We start from the raw sequence: 16,373 nt of genomic DNA, 5'->3' as shown, positions 1-16,373 counted from the left end.
CTAGATCACTAGGCAGGCTGACCGCCAAGCGATGACAAGCTTTGGTCAGTCTAGATTTTGTCAGCGTCCCTAGGCCCCGCTTTGGCGGGGCCTTTGCATTTCCGTAATGGTGTATACTGTCCTCCGGTTCCCTGCCTCCGCTGGGCTGAGTATCCTCACGCCTAATTCCAACCGTGGGACCGCAGCCCGGCGACGTGGTGCTTGATCCGTTCTGCGGCTGTGGCACCACCGTTCATGCGGCCGAGAAACTCGGGCGCCAGTGGATCGGCATCGACGTCACCCACCTTGCCATCGGCCTGATCGAAAAACGCCTGCGCGATGCGTTTCCGGCCGTCCAGTTCACCACCCACGGCGTCCCGCAGGACATCCATGCCGCCCGCGACCTTGCGGCGCGGGGCAAGTATCATGAGTTCGAGAAATGGGCGCTCTCCCTCATCGCCGCCCAGCCCGGCAACTTCGGCAAGAAGGGCGCGGACCGGGGCCTCGACGGGCGGCTGTACTTCGGGGCCAAGGGCACCACGCTGGGGATCGTCAGCGTCAAGGCCGGTGAGAATATCGGTGTCAGCATGATCCGCGACCTGAAAGGCGTGCTGGACCGCGAACGCGCCGGGGTGGGCGTGTTCCTGACGCTGACCGAACCCACCAAACCCATGATCACCGAAGCCGCCAGCGCGGGCCTGCACGAAGAACCCGGCTTTGCCCCCGTCCCCCGCTTGCAGATCGTGACCGTCGAACAGGCGATGGCCTTGCGCGAACGGGCCGTCCACCTCCCCGCCCGCCGCGACGACACCTTCAAGCGCGCCGCGCGGGAGGAACCCCCCGGCCGCCAGGGCGCCCTGGACCTGTAGGTCGGGCTTCAGCCCGACAAGATCACCGGCCCCGCCGCCCGGCCTTCCTCCCCGGCCTCACCCCATACCACAAAGCGCCTCCCTCCCCCTCTTTGGGGTAGGGCTGGGGTGGGGCGGCCGCACCACCCAAAAACCCACCCAAACCAAAGGTTGCCAAATCCCTAACGCCCGCGACGAAATCTTTGATTCCAAACGGATTCCAGAAAATGTCCACCGTGGACACTCTCAGATCGGCTTGCCCGCCAGCAGCTTCGGCAGCTCTCCGGTCAGCCCGGCCGCCTGCCGGATGAACCCCCGCCGCAGGCCCGGCAGCGCGCCGACGATCCCCATCCCCAGGTCCCGCCCCAGCCGCAGGACCGGGTTGTCGGTCGAGAAGACCCGGTTCACCGCATCCATCCCCAGCGCGAGGGCCGTCGCATCGAACCGCCGCCACCGCTGGTACTCTTCCAGCGCGACCGGGTCGCCCGCCTCCAGCCCCCGCCGCCGCGCCAGGATCAGCACCTCGGCCAGCGCCGCCACGTCGCGCAGGCCCAGGTTCAGCCCCTGCCCGGCAATCGGATGCACCCCATGCGCCGCATCACCGACCAGCGCGACCCGGGGGGCCACGAACCGCTCGGCCAGGGACAGCGACAGGGGGTAGGTGAACCGCGTCCCGGCCAGGCTGATCTCGCCCAGAAAGTCCCCGAACCGCGGCCGCAGCGCCTCCAGATACTGGTCGTCCGGCAGCGCCTGGATGGCCGCCGCCGCCGCCGCATCCTCGCTCCAGACGATGCTGGAGTGATGCCCGCCCTTCAACGGCAGGATCGCCAGCGGACCCGAGGGCATGAAGAACTGCTGCGCGATCCCCTGGTGGTCCTTTTCATGCCGGATCGCCGTGACCAGCGCGGTCTGGCCATAGCCCCAGCCCACCCGCTTGATCCCCGCGCGTCCCGCGACCCCCGATCCCCGCCCGTCGCACCCGACCAGCAGCCCCGCCGTCAGCACCCGCCCCGAGGCCAGCGTCACCGCCACGCCTGACGCGGAAACCTCCTGCCCCACGACCGTCTCGCCCGACAGCAGCGTCACCCCCGGAGTGGTCTGCATCGCCGCCAGGAAGGCGGCATACAGGAACCGGTCCTCCAGCATGTGGCCCATCGGGCCTTCCTCGATCTCTGCCGCGTCGAACTGCAGGAAGAACGGCGCGGCACCTTCGCCGGCACGGCCGTCGCTGGCCTTGATCTGCAGGATCGGCTGCGCCTTCTCGGCCACCGCCCCCCAGACGCCAATCGCCCGCAACAGCCGCACCGAGGCTACGGCCAGCGCATAGGCCCGCCCGTCGAACCCCGCCTCGGCCCGGTCGGGCGCGGGGCGGGCATCGACCACGGTCACGCGGAACCCCCCCTGCGCCAGTGCCAGCGCCAGGGCGGGACCGTTCAGCCCCCCGCCCGCGATCAGGATGTCGGTGTCCCAGGTCATGCCCCCTTAGATACCCCGCACGGCCCGATTGTCCATGCGTCTCCAAGCCGCTACCTTGCGGGAAAACGGGGGATAGCATGACCGGAACCTGGGCCAACCTGACCGCGGCGGAACTTGGGCGCGAGATCGAGAAGGGCCGCATCCACCCCGTCGAACTGACCGAGGCTTTCCTCGACGCGATCGACTCCCATCCACTGGCCCCGCGCATCTATGCCCGCACCACGCCGGACCGGGCCCGGGGCGAGGCGATGGCGGCGGCCTCTCGTGCGAAGGCCGGGCTGCGCAAGGGCCTTCTGGACGGGGTGCCGGTAAGTTGGAAGGACCTGTTCGATACGGCGGGGGTGGCGACCGAGGCGGGCTCGGCCCTGCTGAAGCACCGCACGCCCAGCCGCGATGCCGCGGTGCTGGAGGTGGCCACGCTGCAAGGGCTGGTCTGCCTGGGCAAGACGCATATGTCGGAACTGGCTTTCTCGGGTCTTGGCCTGAACCCGGTGACGGCGACACCGCCCTGCCTGAATGACGAGCGGGCGGTGCCCGGTGGGTCATCCTCGGGCGCGGCGGCCTCGGTCGCCTTTGGCCTGGCCCCGGCGGCGATCGGGTCGGATACCGGCGGCTCGGTCCGCATCCCGGCGGCGTGGAACGACCTTGTCGGCCTCAAGACCACCCACGGCAGCCTGCCGATGGCCGGAACCGTTCCCCTGTGCGAGACCTTTGACACCATCGGCCCGCTGGCCCATTCGGTCGAGGATTGCGCGCATCTCTTGGCCGCACTTTCCGGGCAGCGCCCAGCCGACCTGAAAGGGGCCGATCTCTCGGGCCTGCGGCTGGCGGTGCTGGAAACCGTGGCGCTGGACGACCTGCGCGACCGGCCCGCGCAGGGCTTTGACGATGCCGTGACGCGGTTGGGGCGGGCGGGGGCGCAGATCACCCGCATCCAGGCGCCCGAGGTGGCAGAGGCGATGGGCCTGGCCGGGATCCTGTTCACTGCCGAGGCCTATGGCATCTGGCGCGACACCATCGAAAAAGCGCCGGAAAAGATGTTTCCGCGGATTCTGGAGCGGTTCCGCTCGGGTGCCAGCATCGCTGCGATGGACCATGTGGCGGGTTGGCGGCGGCTGCATGTCCTGCGGGCGGCCTGGGCGGCGCGGACAGCGGTCTTTGACGCAGTGCTGGTGCCGACCTCGCCGATCCTGCCGCCCAATGCGGATCGGCTGATGACCGACAACGAGTATTACGTGACCGAGAACTTGCTGGCCCTGCGCAACACCCGGATCGGCAACCTGATGGGCCTGTGCGCGCTGACGCTGCCGACCTCGCAGCCGTCCTGCGGGATCAGTCTGCTGGCCGGTCCGGGACAAGAGGCGCGGCTGTTGCGGCTGGGTGCGGCGGCGGAGATTGCCCTGCGGTAGGGTGGGCGGATCGCCCACCTTACGCCCGCGATCACGGCCCGGGACCTGCCCCAGGTAGGGCGGGCGATTCGCCCACCGCCCGATCTTGCCGGAATGCCACAGACCCCGCGACCCAAGCCCATAAAGCTGTTGGTTTTTCTGGACCTGCGCGCCATGCCCGGTTATCGTTGCCGCAAATGGGGCGCATAGACCCCGACCTTGAGGCAGCAATGGCATTTCCTGAGCGGTTTTCGAACCTGCCAGAATACGCGTTTCCGCGCCTGCGGAAGCTTCTGGACGCTCACGCCCCCGGCGGTGAGCCCATCGCCATGACCATTGGCGAGCCGCGCCATGCCATGCCCGATTTCGTCGGTCCCATCCTGGCGGCGAACCTGTCCGGCTTTGGCGTCTATCCCCCGAACGATGGCACGCCCGAGCTTTTGGCCGCCATCTCGTCCTGGATCGCCCGCCGCTATGCCGTGACTGTGGACGAGGACCGGCTGATGGTCCTGAACGGCACGCGCGAAGGGTTGTTCAACGCCTGCATTGCCCTGTGCCCGGAAATGAAGAACGGCCAGAAGCCGGTCGTTCTGATGCCAAACCCGTTCTACCAGGTCTATGCAGTGGCTGCGCTGACAGTGGGCGCGGAACCCGTCTATGTGCCCGCGACGGCCGCCACCGGCTTCCTGCCCGACTACGGCAGCCTGCCGGCCGAAGTGCTGGACCGCACCGCCATCGCCTATATCTGCTCGCCTGCCAATCCGCAGGGGGCCGTCGCCTCGGCCGATTATCTGGCCGACCTGCTGGCGCTGGCGGAAAAGCACGATTTCACCGTGCTGGCCGACGAATGCTATTCCGAAATCTGGCGCGAGGCACCGCCGCCCGGCCTGCTGCAGGTCGCGGCGGGGCAGGGCGCCGACCCGGAGCGTGCGGTCGTGTTCCACTCGCTGTCCAAGCGGTCGAACCTGCCGGGCCTGCGCTCGGGCTTTGTGGCGGCTGGCAGCGAAAGCATGAAGCGTATCCGCCAGTTGCGCAGCTTTGCCGGCGCGCCGCTGCCCCTGCCCCTGCAACGCGTGGCCGAGGCGGCCTGGGCCGATGAGGGGCACGTCACGACCAGCCGGGCGCTGTATCAGGACAAGTTCCGCGCCGCCGACCGCATCTTTGCCGGCGTGCAGGGCTATCAGGCGCCGGATGGCGGCTTTTTCCTTTGGCTGCCGGTCGAAGACGGCGAACAGGCGGCGCTTAGACTTTGGCGCGAGACGGGGGTGCGGGTTCTGCCCGGCGCCTATCTTTCGCGCGATGCCGGGGGCCAAAACCCCGGTGCTGGATATATCCGCGTGGCGCTGGTCGCCACGCCAGAAGAAACACAGCGCGGGCTGACCATGCTTCGCGACTGCATCTATCGGTGAGGGACGAATGGCATCCTTTCAGGCACGGCAGCGCGATCCGCTTCTGGACCAGGGCACGCAGGCGATGCTCGAACGCCGCGGGCGTGAGCTTCTGGGCCTGGGCCTTATCCTGGTCGCTCTTGCCTTCGCGCTGATCCTGGGCAGCTACTCGCCCGAGGATCCGGGCTGGATGGTCGCCACCGATGAACCCGCGCAGAACATGCTGGGCCGGTTCGGGGCTGCTGTCGCCTCGACGCTGACGATCCTGATCGGGCAGGGGGCCTGGGCGATCCCGGTGATCTTCCTGGCCTGGGGCGTGCGCTTCATGGCGCATCGCGGTGGCGAGCGGGCGCTGGGCCGCGTGGTCTTTGCCGTGGTCGCGGTGGCCTTCGCCGCCGTCCACTGCGCGACGCTGGTGCCGGGCGATACCTGGACCCACACCTTCGGCCTTGGCGGGCTGTTCGGCGACACCGTCCTTGGCTCGCTGATCGGGGTGGTGCCGGGCAGCGCGGGCTTCGGGCTGAAGTTCCTGTCACTGGTGACATTTGCCGGCCTGATCGCCTTCATGCTGTATGTCTGCGGCTTTGACATGATCGAGCTGCGGTCGATCTGGCGCTTCCTGCTGCTTGGCTCGATCCTGGGCTACAATGCCGCGGCCACCGCCTTCGGTTCCGGCGCACGCGGGGCGGTCAGTGGCGCGATGTCCTTGCAGGACCGTGCCCGCGCCCGGTCCGCCGCCGCGCCGCACCTGGCGCGTGATACTGCCGTCCGACGCGCAGTGCCGCCCGTGACCGGCTCCATGGCGCCCGAGCCGCTGCGCGCCAGCCCGGCCCGCGCCATGCCGCCGTCGCTCCGGTCCGAGTCCCGCCCCGTCGCACCCGAACCTGCGCCCGCACTGCAGCCGAAGCTGGGCCTGCTCGACCGCCTGCGCCGCAAGGCCCAGCCCGATCCCGAGCCCGAACTGATCGAACCCGAGGCCCCCTCCTGGACCCCCGAGATGCCGCAGCAGGACCGGATCAAGGCCCGTATTTCGGACGTGATCCGCACCCGCGTGCAGCGCAGCCCCGATTTCCCCGTGGCCCCCGCACCGCTGCCCCCGACATCGCGGGTGGAACCGCCGGTCATGCGACCGAAGGGGCCGGTCCCGTTGATGGTCGATACCCGGCCGCAGCCGCGGTCCATGCCTTCTGCCGCCGCCCCTGTCGCGGCCCCGCTCTCGCCGCAATGGCAGGCCGAGGTCGAGGAGGATGACGAGGACCAGTACCAGGACGCCCTTTCGGTCAACACCTATGCCGAAAACGCCACCTGGGACGAGGCCCCCGAGGATGACCTTGATGCCCTGGACGAGCTGGAGGACGAGCTTCCCCCCGCCCGCCCGCTGGGCTTTGCCGCCGATCGCCGCGCCGTGGTGCAGCATGTCGCGGTGAAGAAGCCCGCCCCGTCGCGCCAGGCGATGGCCGAAAGCCAGCCCGCCCTGCGCTTTGACGAGGCCGCCAGCCAGTACGAACTGCCGCCGCTCAGCCTGCTGTCCAGCCCGACCACCATCCAGCGCAGCCAGCTTTCCGACGAGGCGCTGGAGGAAAACGCGCGGATGCTGGAATCCGTGCTGGACGATTACGGCGTCAAGGGCGAGATCACCGCCGTCCGCCCCGGCCCGGTCGTCACCATGTACGAGTTGGAACCCGCGCCGGGCCTGAAGGCCAGCCGCGTGATCGGCCTTGCCGACGACATCGCCCGCAGCATGTCGGCGCTTTCGGCCCGCGTCTCGACCGTGCCCGGCCGCAGTGTGATCGGCATCGAACTGCCGAACGCGATCCGTGAAAAGGTCGTCCTGCGCGAAATCCTGGCCGCTCGCGACTTTGGCGACAGCCACCTGCGCCTGCCCCTGGCCCTTGGCAAGGACATCGGCGGCGAACCCGTGGTGGCCAACCTGGCCAAGATGCCCCACCTTCTGATTGCGGGGACCACCGGCTCGGGCAAGTCGGTCGCCATCAATACCATGATCCTCAGCCTCCTCTACAAGCTGACGCCGGAAGAGTGCCGCCTGATCATGATCGACCCGAAGATGCTGGAACTGTCCGTCTATGACGGCATCCCGCACCTTCTGTCCCCCGTCGTCACCGACCCGAAGAAGGCCGTGGTCGCCCTGAAATGGGTCGTGGGTGAGATGGAGGAACGCTATCGCAAGATGTCCAAGATGGGCGTCCGCAACATCGAAGGCTACAACGGCCGCGTGCGTGAGGCGCTGTCCAAGGGCGAGATGTTCAAGCGCACCATCCAGACCGGCTTTGACGAGGAAACCGGCGACCCCATCTTCGAGACCGAGGAATTCGCGCCGCAGCCCTTCCCCTATATCGTCGTCATCGTCGACGAGATGGCCGACCTGATGATGGTGGCGGGCAAAGAGATCGAGGCCTGCATCCAGCGTCTGGCACAGATGGCCCGGGCGTCGGGTATCCACCTGATCATGGCGACGCAGCGGCCGTCCGTGGACGTGATCACCGGCACGATCAAGGCGAACTTCCCGACCCGGATTTCCTTCCAGGTTACGTCCAAGATCGACAGCCGCACCATCCTGGGCGAACAGGGGGCCGAACAGCTTCTGGGCGCGGGCGACATGCTTTACATGGGCAACGGCGCCAAGATCACCCGTATCCATGGTCCGTTCGTCAGCGACGAAGAGGTCGAGGAAATCGTCAACCACCTGAAGAGCTTCGGCCCGCCGGTCTATATGTCCGGCGTCGTGGAAAGCGTGGATGACGAACGCGACAACGAGATTGACGCCGTGCTGGGCCTGAACTCGGAAGGCGATGACACGCTGTATGACCAGGCCGTCGCCATCGTGGCGAAGGACCGCAAATGCTCCACCTCCTACATCCAGCGCAAGCTGGGCATCGGCTACAACAAGGCCGCCCGCCTGGTCGAGCAGATGGAGGAAGAAGGCGTCGTCACCCGCGCCAACCATGTCGGCAAGCGCGAGATTCTGGTCGAGGAACGCTGACCCCCACCCAGCCTTGGCCCGCCCGACTCTGCGCCTGCCCGAATCTCGGGCAGGCAGCGCCCTGCGGACCCTTCATTGTTGCCAGTGGTTGCACAATCTAGGGTTGAATCGGGCAATAATAAAATCTGTCCAAAATACTGCCCCAAAGCTGCCGGAAAAAAGTTGCAACCCAAAGTTGCGGCGCTAACCTCACTTATGTCGGGACTCGGCAACTGCGGCCGCCAGCCCGGACAAGTTTCTGCTTTTCGGGGGGCTGAAACACCATGGGTTTCGAAAGATGGTCCGGCGCCGACATTATTGCCGATCTGGACGATGTGCTTTTGCCGGGAACGGCTTTGCTGGGGGGCAAGTACAGCATCCGGTCCTTCCTGTGCAGCGGCGGTTTCGGGAACACCTACATTGCGATTGATGCCTGCGGCCGCGAGGTCGTGGTGAAGGAAAGCTTCGTGCCCGACTTCAACCGCCGCCAGCAGACGCAGGTTCTGTGCCGGTCCGACGGCCAGCGCCAGAACCACGCCAGGGTCGTCCGGTCCCTGCTGGACGAGGGCGCGGCGCTGAACCGCCTGTCACACCCGAACATCGTGCGCGCGCATGACACGTTCCAGGAAAACGGCACCGCCTATCTGGTGCTGGACCGCATTCCCGGCCAGGACCTGCAGCAGATTGTCGAGGATGCGCCACAGCGCCTGACGCCCGAAGGCATCGTGCAGTTGGCGCGCCAACTGGTCTCGGCCTTGGTCCAGGTCCATGACAAGGGCCTTTTGCATTGCGACATCGCGCCGGACAACATCTGCGTCACGCCGGACGGGGTGCCGGTCCTGATCGACTTCGGCTCGGCAAGGGCCTGCCTGCGCGGTGTCAGCCAGCCCTATGACGGGTTCACCATGGTCAAGGACGGCTTCTCCCCGCCCGAGCTTTACACCAGGAATGCCGCCCTTGGGCCGCAGGCCGACATCTACGCGCTGGGTGCAACGCTGTATCTGGCCATCCGTGGTCAGGTGCCAGCGGAAGCCCAGGCCCGCCGGAATGCCCGGATCGACGGGCTGCCCGATCCCCTTCCGGCGCTGGCCGGAACCGACCCGCGCTATCCTGCCGGATTTCTGGCCAGCATCGACCGGGCGCTCTCGGTTCGGGCGGCGGCGCGCTATGCCTCGGCGCGGGACTGGCGGGCGGTCCTGGGTGGGGTGCCCGGCGGTGGCAAGCCGGTCGTCTTGCTGCGGACCGCAGGCGCAGCGGGGCCAGTGGTTCCGACGCGGCCGCAACGCAGCAATGCCGGCCCGTCGCGGCCGGTCTGCACCCCGGCAAGCTGACCCGCGTTCAGGTCTCGTCCTCGGGCGCCTCGCCGGCGCTGCGGCTGCGGTGCAGGGCGGCGCGACCGATCAGCATCAGCGTCACCGGCGTCGTGACCATGAGGAAAACGCCGATCACCAGTTCATGCGCCACAGTGCGGTCCTCGGCCCAGGACCAGACCAGGATCGAGGCCAGCAGGATCGACGCCGCGCCCCAGCTGGTGCCCAGCGTCGGCGCATGGATCCGGTCGTAGAAGCTGCGCAGTCGCACCAGGCCCACGGCGCCCAGCAGGGTTAGCGTGCTGCCCAGGACCAGAAGCCCCGCCACCGCCACCGCCAACCCGGGGGGAAGGGTTTCCAGCCCGGTCATTCGATCACCTCGCCGCGCATCAGGAACTTGGCCAGCGCCACGTTGGACACGAACCCGGCGACCGCGATCACCAGCGCCGCCTCGAACAGAAAGGGCGTGCCCAGCCGCAGACCGGTCACGATGAACAGCAGCATCACCGCGACATAAAGGGCATCCAGGCCCAGCACCCGATCCTCGGCCCGGGGGCCGATCAGGATACGGACGGCGGCCAGGCAGGCCGCCAGGGCCAGGGCCAGCTGTGCATAGGTCACGGCGAACCACAGCGCGGTGTCCAGAGTCATCCGAATGCCTCCAGAAGCAGGGCCTCATAGCGGTCGCGGATCAGCACGCGCCATTCTTCGGGGTCCTTCAGGTCAAAGACATGCAGCAGCAGCACGCCCGTCGCCCGGTCATGCTCCAACCAGGCGGTTCCCGGGGTCGCGGTCAGGATCAGCGCCAGAAGCGCCAGCGCACCGGGGTCCTGCAGGCGCAGCGGGATCTCGACAAAGCCCGAGCGGCGGTTGCGCCCGTCCGACAGGATCAGCCAGGCCACCGCCAGGTTGGACCGGACGATGTCCACCGCCACGATCCCCGCCAGCCGCAGCAGCGGCCAGACCCGCCGGCGCCGGGGGACGGCAGGCTCCAGCCGGGCAAAGACCAGCCCCGCGCCCAGGGCGATCACCGACCCCAGCACCAGATGGCCCAGCGAGAACCGGGTCAGCACCAGCCACAGCAGCAGCAGCCCCAGCGACAGCAGCGGATGCGGCAAAAGGCGCGTCATTGATCGGCCTCCTGCGTCTCGGCGGTGCGCGGAGCGCCCAGCACGCCCTGCGAATAGATCGCCGGCTCCAGCACCGCGCGGGCGGTCTGCTGCATATAGCGCATCGTCACCTCGGCCTTGAAGGTCAGCAGCACCAGCATCGCCACCAGCACCAACACCGGCCCGATCTCCAGCGCCAGAAGGCGGGGCGGTTCGCTTTCGGTGGCCCAGAAGGTCTGGATGCCGATGCGGACCAGCCCGATCAGCGTGGCCAGGCCCGACAGGATCACCAGCGCGACGAAGGCCCAGCCCAGCGCCGGAACCGGCAATTCTGCCGCCAGCATCCCGCGCAGCATCCCGACCTTGCCGATGAAGCCCGACAGGGGCGGCAACCCGGCCAGCGCGATCACGCACAGCGCAAAGGTCGCCCCCAGCAGCGCCAGCGTCCCAGGCACCGCCAGCCCAACCTCGGGCTGCGCCTCGCGTTCGTCTAGACCATAGGCATCGGCGGTCAGCGCCAGCATCGCGGCGATCCCGCCCTCTTCCCGGCTGATCGGCTCGATCAGCAGGAACAGCGCCGCCGTCGCCAGCGTGGAACTCAGCAGATAGAACAGCGCGCCCGCCAGCACCCCGGTCCCCGCGCCTTCCAGCACGAACCCGGCCGAGGAGAGGACCGTCCCCGACGACACCAGCACCAGATGCGCCGCCATTCGCCCCAGGCTTTGCGAGGCCAGGATGCCGACCAGCCCATAGGCCACCGTCGCCAGACCGCCGCCCACCAGCACCAGCGAGCCATAGCCCGCCGAAGCCCCCGCCGCGACGCCAAAGACCAGGAACGACAGCCGCAACAGGACGTAGACCCCGACCTTGGTCATGATCGCGAACATCGCCGCGACCGGGGCGGCCCCGGCCATATAGGCGGTGGACAGCCAGAAGGACAAAGGCCAGATCCCGGCCTTGACCAGAAAGGCCACCGCCATGATCCCCGCCCCGGCATGGACCAACCCGCGCTCCTGCTCGCCCAGGCCGGCCATCAGCATCGACAGATGCGCCATGTTCAGCGTGCCGGTCGCGCCATAGATCAGGCTGACCCCGATCAGGAACAGCAGCGAGCCCGTCAGATTCACCGCGATGTAATGCAGCCCCGCCCGCACCCGCAACTGGCCCCCGCCGTGCAAAAGCAGGCCATAGGATGCGGCCAGCAGCACCTCGAAGAACACGAACAGGTTGAACAGATCGCCGGTCAGGAAGGCCCCGTTCAGCCCCATCAGCAGGAACTGCAGCATCGGGTGGAAATGCTGCCCCTGCCGGTGCCAGCCCGCCGCCGCATAGGTCAGGACCGGCAGGGCCAGAAGGCTGGTCAGCACCAGCATCATCGCCGCCAGCCGGTCGATCACCAGCACGATCCCGAACGGCGCGGCCCAGTCGCCCATCAGGTAGAACCCGATGTCATTGCCGCCCGTCAACTCGCTGCCCTTGGACCGCACCAGAAGCTCGATCGAGGCGACGAGGGTTGCCGCCACCGACAGCAACCCCAGCATCAGCTTGGCCCGCCGCTGCCTTTCGTCATAGATCAGCATCAGGGCGCCCGCGAAGAACGGGATCAGGATCGGCGCGACGATCAGGTGTTCGGGCGACAGCGCGGTCATGGCTCACGCTCCTGCCCGTCGACATGGTCGGTCCCGGTCAACCCGCGCGAGGCGATCAGGACCACCAGGAACAAAGCCGTGGTGGCAAAGCTGATCACGATGGCCGTCAGCACCAACGCCTGCGGCACCGGGTCGGCAAAGGCGGTCGGGTCGATCGGGCCCCCGCGCGGCATGATCGGCGGCGCGCCCAGCGTCAACCGGCCCATCGAGAAGATGAACAGGTTCACCGCATAGGACAAAAGGCACAGGCCCACGATCACCTGAAAGGTGCGCGGCCTCAGGATCAGCCAGATGCCCGAAGCGGCCAGGACACCGATGGCAAGGGACAGGACCAGCTCCATCATGCGGCCTCCCGATCCGGGGCGGCGTCACGCTCGCGCTGGCGGGCGATGCGCAGCGACTGGTGGGCGATGGCGATCAGCATCAGGATTGTCGCCCCGACAACCAGCGCAAAGACGCCTGCGTCGAAGATCAGCGCCGTCGCCGCCGGAACCTCGCCGATCAGGGGCAGGGCCACGTATTGCGCATGGGCGGTCAGGAACGGATAGCCAAAGACAAAGGCGCCTAGCCCGGTCACCCCGGCGATCAACAGGCCGATCCCCATCCAGCGGATCGGCAGCACCGTCAACCGCGATTCCACCCAACGCACGTCATGCGCCAGGTATTGCAGCAGGAAGGCGATGGACAGCGTCACCCCGGCCGAGAACCCGCCGCCCGGCAGGTCGTGGCCCCGGACGAACAGATAGGCCGCCACGGTCAGCAGGACCGGGAACATCCAGCGCATGATCACCGCCGGCACCAGCAGCGCATCGGCCATCCGCGCCGCCTCGACCGCGTTTTCGGCGACGGTCGGCTCCTCGCTTTCCGGCGCGGGACGGAAGCGGCGCAGCAGGGCGTAGACGGTGATGCCGACGATGGCCAGCACGGTGATCTCGCCAAAGGTATCGAAGGCGCGGAAGTCGACCAGTATCACGTTGACCACGTTGGTCCCGCCGCCCTCTTGATAGGCGTTGCGCAGGAACCAGTCGCCGACGTTGGGGATCAGCGGCTGGGTCAGGATGACATAGGCGATGGCCGCCAGCCCCGCCCCGCCCGCGACCGCGATCACCAGATCGCGGGCGCGCCGCAGCTTGGCCTTCAGCAGGCGGTCGCCCAGGATCTCCTCCTTGCGCTTCGGCAGCCAGCGCAGACCCAGCAGCAGCAGGGCCGTGGTCACGATCTCGACCAGAAGCTGCGTGACCGCAAGGTCAGGGGCTGACAGCCAGGCAAAGGTCAGGCAGGTGACCAGCCCCGCCCCGCCCAAGAGGACCAGTGCCGCGAACCGGTGGTACTTGGCCATCCAGGCCGCCCCCACCGCACAGGCCCCGCCCGCCACCCACATCGCGGCAAAGGCCGGGTTCAGCGGATTGCCCAACGGCTGTGGCGCTTGCGATAGCCCCTGCCACACCCCGGCCGCGCCAGCAGCAATGGCCAGCAGCACGACCAGCCGCAACTGCGGCTGCAACCGCTCGGTCCCGAAGCTGCGGTGCAGGAACCGCGGCGCGCGCCAGGTGGCCAAGAGCAGCACCCGCTCGAACAACCGCTGCGCGCGCCAGCGGTGCAACAAGGGCGGCCCCTCTGGCCCCTGGGCTATCCGCGCGCCGAACGCCGCCATGATCGCCACGCCCCCGGCCAGGGCCACCAGGCTCATCACCAGGGGCAGGTTGATCCCATGCCAGACGGCGATGTCCTTGTAGGGCAGGTCGCGTACCAGCGCCGCCTCGGCCGCCAGGTTCAGCGCCGGGCCCAGCGTCACACCGGGCAGCATCCCGATCACCAGGCAGGCCAGCACCAGAAACTCAACCGGTCGGCGCATCCAGGCGGGCGGCTCGTGCGGGGTTTTCGGCAGGTCCACCGGGGGCGGGCCGAAAAAGACGCTGGTGATGAAGCGCACCGAATAGGCCACGGCGAACACCCCCGCCAGCGTCGCCAGCCAGGGCAAGGAGTTGTCCAGCCAGGTCCCGTTGTGCCAGTCGGCGGCTTCGGCAAAGAACATCTCCTTCGAGATGAACCCGTTCAGAAGCGGCACCCCCGCCATCGCGGCCGAGGCGACGATGGCCAGGCTTCCGGTGACCGGCATCAGCCGCATCAGCCCGGACAACCGCCGCATGTCGCGCGTGCCGCTTTCGTGGTCGATGATCCCCGCGGCCATGAACAGGCTGGCCTTGAACACCGCATGGTTCACGATGTGGAAGATCGCCGCCAGGATCGCGCCGGGGCTTCCGATCCCCGCCAGCGCGGTGATCAGGCCCAGATGGCTGATCGTGGAATAGGCCAGCAAGCCCTTCAGATCATGCCGGAACAGCGCAATCATCGATCCCAGCACCAGCGTCGCCATCCCCGTCCCGGTGACCAGGAAGAACCACAACTGCGTCTCGCCCAGGACCGGGGTGAACCGGATCAAGAGGAACACCCCCGCCTTCACCATCGTCGCCGAATGCAGGAAGGCCGAGACAGGGGTCGGCGCCGCCATCGCGCCCGGCAGCCAGAAGTGGAACGGCATCTGCGCCGATTTGGTGAAGCAGCCCAGCAGGAACAGCACCAGCACCAGCGGATAGAACGGATGCTCGCGCACCGCGTCGCCCGCGGCCAGCACCCGGTCCAGGTCATAACTTCCTGCGATCTGGCCCAGGATCAGCATCGCCAGCAGCAGGCACAGCCCGCCGATCCCCGTCACGATCAGCGCCATTCGCGCCCCGTCCCGCGCCGCCTGGCCCTGGTGCCAGTAGCCGATCAGCAGGAACGAGACCAGCGAGGTCAGCTCCCAGAACACCACCAGCATCAGGATATTGCCCGAGGTGAGCATCCCAACCATCGCCCCGGTGAACAGCATCAGAAAACCGTGGAACCTTGGCACCGGGTCGGATTTCGCCAGGTAGTACCGGGCATAGATCAGGACCAGGATGGCAATCGCAAAGACCAGAGTGGCGAACAGCCAGACGAAGGCATCCATCCGGAACGACAGGTCCAGCCCGACCGACGGCACCCAGCGCACCGTGGCCCGCACCACCTGACCGCTTTCCAGCGGCGCGCGCAGGACCCACAGGATTCCCAGCCCCGCCGCCAGCAACAGACCCGAGGACCAGGCCGCCGCATTGTGCGCGCGAGAGGACACCGTGCTTGCCACGACGGCCGCCAGAAACGGCAGCGCGACCAGGACCAGAAGCAGGTTGCCTTCCATCATGCGCGGTTGTGACCCTTTCCCTGATCTGGCCCGTGCAAAATGCATGCAGCACGGCCGTTACCGCGCCGTCGCGCGGTTCGGTCATGTCAGCATTGCGCCGGGATAGCCTGATCCTAATCAAGGCTAATCGTCAGGCGATTCAAGTCCTTCCGGGCCGTGTTTCATTCGGGTCACGGAACTGTTGCCCGACCCCGCCCTGACCGGCTGCGCTGCGTCGTTCCTGCCGGCTTCCAGGCAGTTCCGGGCCGGGCAGGCTGACACCGCCGCTCATCGGTTCGGGGTCGGGTCCGTCGATCAGGATATCGGGCGGACAGGCCCGCATCAGCGCCGCGCGGTCGATGATCGTGACCGTCTGGCCCTTCATGTGGATGCCCTCGCCCTCCAGCGTCCGCAACGCGCGCGAGAAGTTCTCGGCCGTCATGCCCAGATACGAGGCGACCAGCCGTTTCTCGACCTGCAGGACGAACTGATCCGCCCCGCCCGACATCTCGGACTGTTCCAGAAGATAGCCGATGATCCGCTCACGCGAATTGCGCAGCTTCAGGTTCTTGGCGTGCCGCGCCATCGACCGGAAGGCGCCGGCCAACTCGCCCACGATCGACACGGCGAACTCCGGGTCCTCGCGAAAGGTGGCGCGCAAGTCCGACGCGGGAACAAGAAGCACCCGAGCGGGTTCAAGGGTTCGGGCCGACATGAGATAGGGCAGATCGCGGATGCAGGCTGCCAGGATGAACGTGCCCACCGGGCGAACCACGGCCATGGTCGTGCTTGCCCCCTGCCAGTCCGCATACAACTCGACGCTGCCTTCCACGACCACATGCAGGAAATCCGCGCGCTGGCCCTGCTGGATCAATTCCAGCCGCCCAGGAAAGCGTTGGGAATATGCGCCCTGCATCAGCGTCTGGAAATTCGCCGCCCGCATGTTGCGGAACAAGGGCAGGTTGCGGACTTCGGAAAGGTCTTCCTCACGCATGAAATGCTGTCCTCCGGTGGCTGAATTTGATCAGGTTAATAAACGACAAT

13 protein-coding genes are annotated in these 16,373 nt (G+C 67.7%); 5 read left to right on the top strand and 8 right to left on the bottom strand.

From position 1 onward, the window contains the following. Positions 1-173: 173 nt before the first annotated feature. Positions 174-848 carry a DNA methyltransferase gene (locus CXR42_RS09660; RefSeq protein ID WP_245875404.1) on the top strand — a complete coding sequence of 225 codons (675 nt, stop codon included), beginning with the start codon at positions 174-176 and terminating at the stop codon, positions 846-848. 225 nt (positions 849-1,073) lie between these two features. Here CXR42_RS09660 and CXR42_RS09655 read toward each other — a convergent pair whose 3' ends face one another. Then, complete coding sequence (locus CXR42_RS09655) at positions 1,074-2,303, bottom strand: UbiH/UbiF/VisC/COQ6 family ubiquinone biosynthesis hydroxylase (RefSeq protein WP_103257332.1); 1,230 nt, start codon at positions 2,301-2,303, stop codon at positions 1,074-1,076. A gap of 77 nt (positions 2,304-2,380) precedes the next feature. Here CXR42_RS09655 and CXR42_RS09650 point away from each other — a divergent pair, with 77 nt between their 5' ends. From CXR42_RS09650 to CXR42_RS09635, 4 genes are all read left to right on the top strand, one after another. Then, the gene (locus CXR42_RS09650; protein ID WP_103257331.1) at positions 2,381-3,712 is read left to right on the top strand and encodes an amidase; all 1,332 of its coding nucleotides are present in this window, start codon (positions 2,381-2,383) and stop codon (positions 3,710-3,712) included. 209 nt (positions 3,713-3,921) lie between these two features. Then, positions 3,922-5,100: an aminotransferase class I/II-fold pyridoxal phosphate-dependent enzyme gene (locus CXR42_RS09645; protein WP_103257330.1), complete on the top strand. Its 1,179-nt coding sequence runs from the start codon at positions 3,922-3,924 to the stop codon at positions 5,098-5,100. Between the two features lie 7 nt (positions 5,101-5,107). After that, the gene (locus tag CXR42_RS09640) at positions 5,108-8,080 is read left to right on the top strand and encodes a DNA translocase FtsK (protein ID WP_103257329.1); all 2,973 of its coding nucleotides are present in this window, start codon (positions 5,108-5,110) and stop codon (positions 8,078-8,080) included. A gap of 263 nt (positions 8,081-8,343) precedes the next feature. Further along, positions 8,344-9,390, top strand: coding sequence for a serine/threonine-protein kinase (locus CXR42_RS09635; protein WP_103257328.1), 1,047 nt, complete (start codon positions 8,344-8,346; stop codon positions 9,388-9,390). Between the two features lie 7 nt (positions 9,391-9,397). Here CXR42_RS09635 and mnhG read toward each other — a convergent pair whose 3' ends face one another. From mnhG to CXR42_RS09600, 7 genes are all read right to left on the bottom strand, one after another. Next, complete coding sequence (mnhG, locus tag CXR42_RS09630) at positions 9,398-9,739, bottom strand: monovalent cation/H(+) antiporter subunit G (protein WP_103257327.1); 342 nt, start codon at positions 9,737-9,739, stop codon at positions 9,398-9,400. Next, entirely contained in the window at positions 9,736-10,020 is a 285-nt protein-coding gene (locus tag CXR42_RS09625) for a K+/H+ antiporter subunit F (protein ID WP_103257326.1), read from the bottom strand. The genes mnhG and CXR42_RS09625 overlap by 4 nt, the downstream gene beginning before the upstream one ends. Beyond that, a complete protein-coding gene (locus tag CXR42_RS09620) occupies positions 10,017-10,499 on the bottom strand; it encodes a Na+/H+ antiporter subunit E (RefSeq protein WP_103257325.1) in 483 nt (160 codons plus the stop codon). The genes CXR42_RS09625 and CXR42_RS09620 overlap by 4 nt, the downstream gene beginning before the upstream one ends. Then, a complete protein-coding gene (locus tag CXR42_RS09615) occupies positions 10,496-12,127 on the bottom strand; it encodes a monovalent cation/H+ antiporter subunit D (RefSeq protein ID WP_245875403.1) in 1,632 nt (543 codons plus the stop codon). Before CXR42_RS09615 ends, CXR42_RS09620 begins: the two co-directional genes overlap by 4 nt. Beyond that, positions 12,124-12,468: a Na+/H+ antiporter subunit C gene (locus CXR42_RS09610; RefSeq protein ID WP_103257324.1), complete on the bottom strand. Its 345-nt coding sequence runs from the start codon at positions 12,466-12,468 to the stop codon at positions 12,124-12,126. Before CXR42_RS09610 ends, CXR42_RS09615 begins: the two co-directional genes overlap by 4 nt. Beyond that, positions 12,468-15,350, bottom strand: a complete 2,883-nt coding sequence (locus CXR42_RS09605) for a monovalent cation/H+ antiporter subunit A (RefSeq protein WP_103257323.1) — start codon at positions 15,348-15,350, stop codon at positions 12,468-12,470. Before CXR42_RS09605 ends, CXR42_RS09610 begins: the two co-directional genes overlap by 1 nt. A 139-nt stretch (positions 15,351-15,489) precedes the next feature. Beyond that, complete coding sequence (locus CXR42_RS09600; RefSeq protein ID WP_103257322.1) at positions 15,490-16,323, bottom strand: cyclic nucleotide-binding domain-containing protein; 834 nt, start codon at positions 16,321-16,323, stop codon at positions 15,490-15,492. Between the last annotated feature and the right edge of the window lie 50 nt (positions 16,324-16,373).

Origin of the sequence: Tabrizicola aquatica (assembly GCF_002900975.1) — a bacterium.
Classification (GTDB): domain Bacteria; phylum Pseudomonadota; class Alphaproteobacteria; order Rhodobacterales; family Rhodobacteraceae; genus Tabrizicola; species Tabrizicola aquatica.
This window is presented reverse-complemented; position numbering and strand designations above follow the sequence as displayed.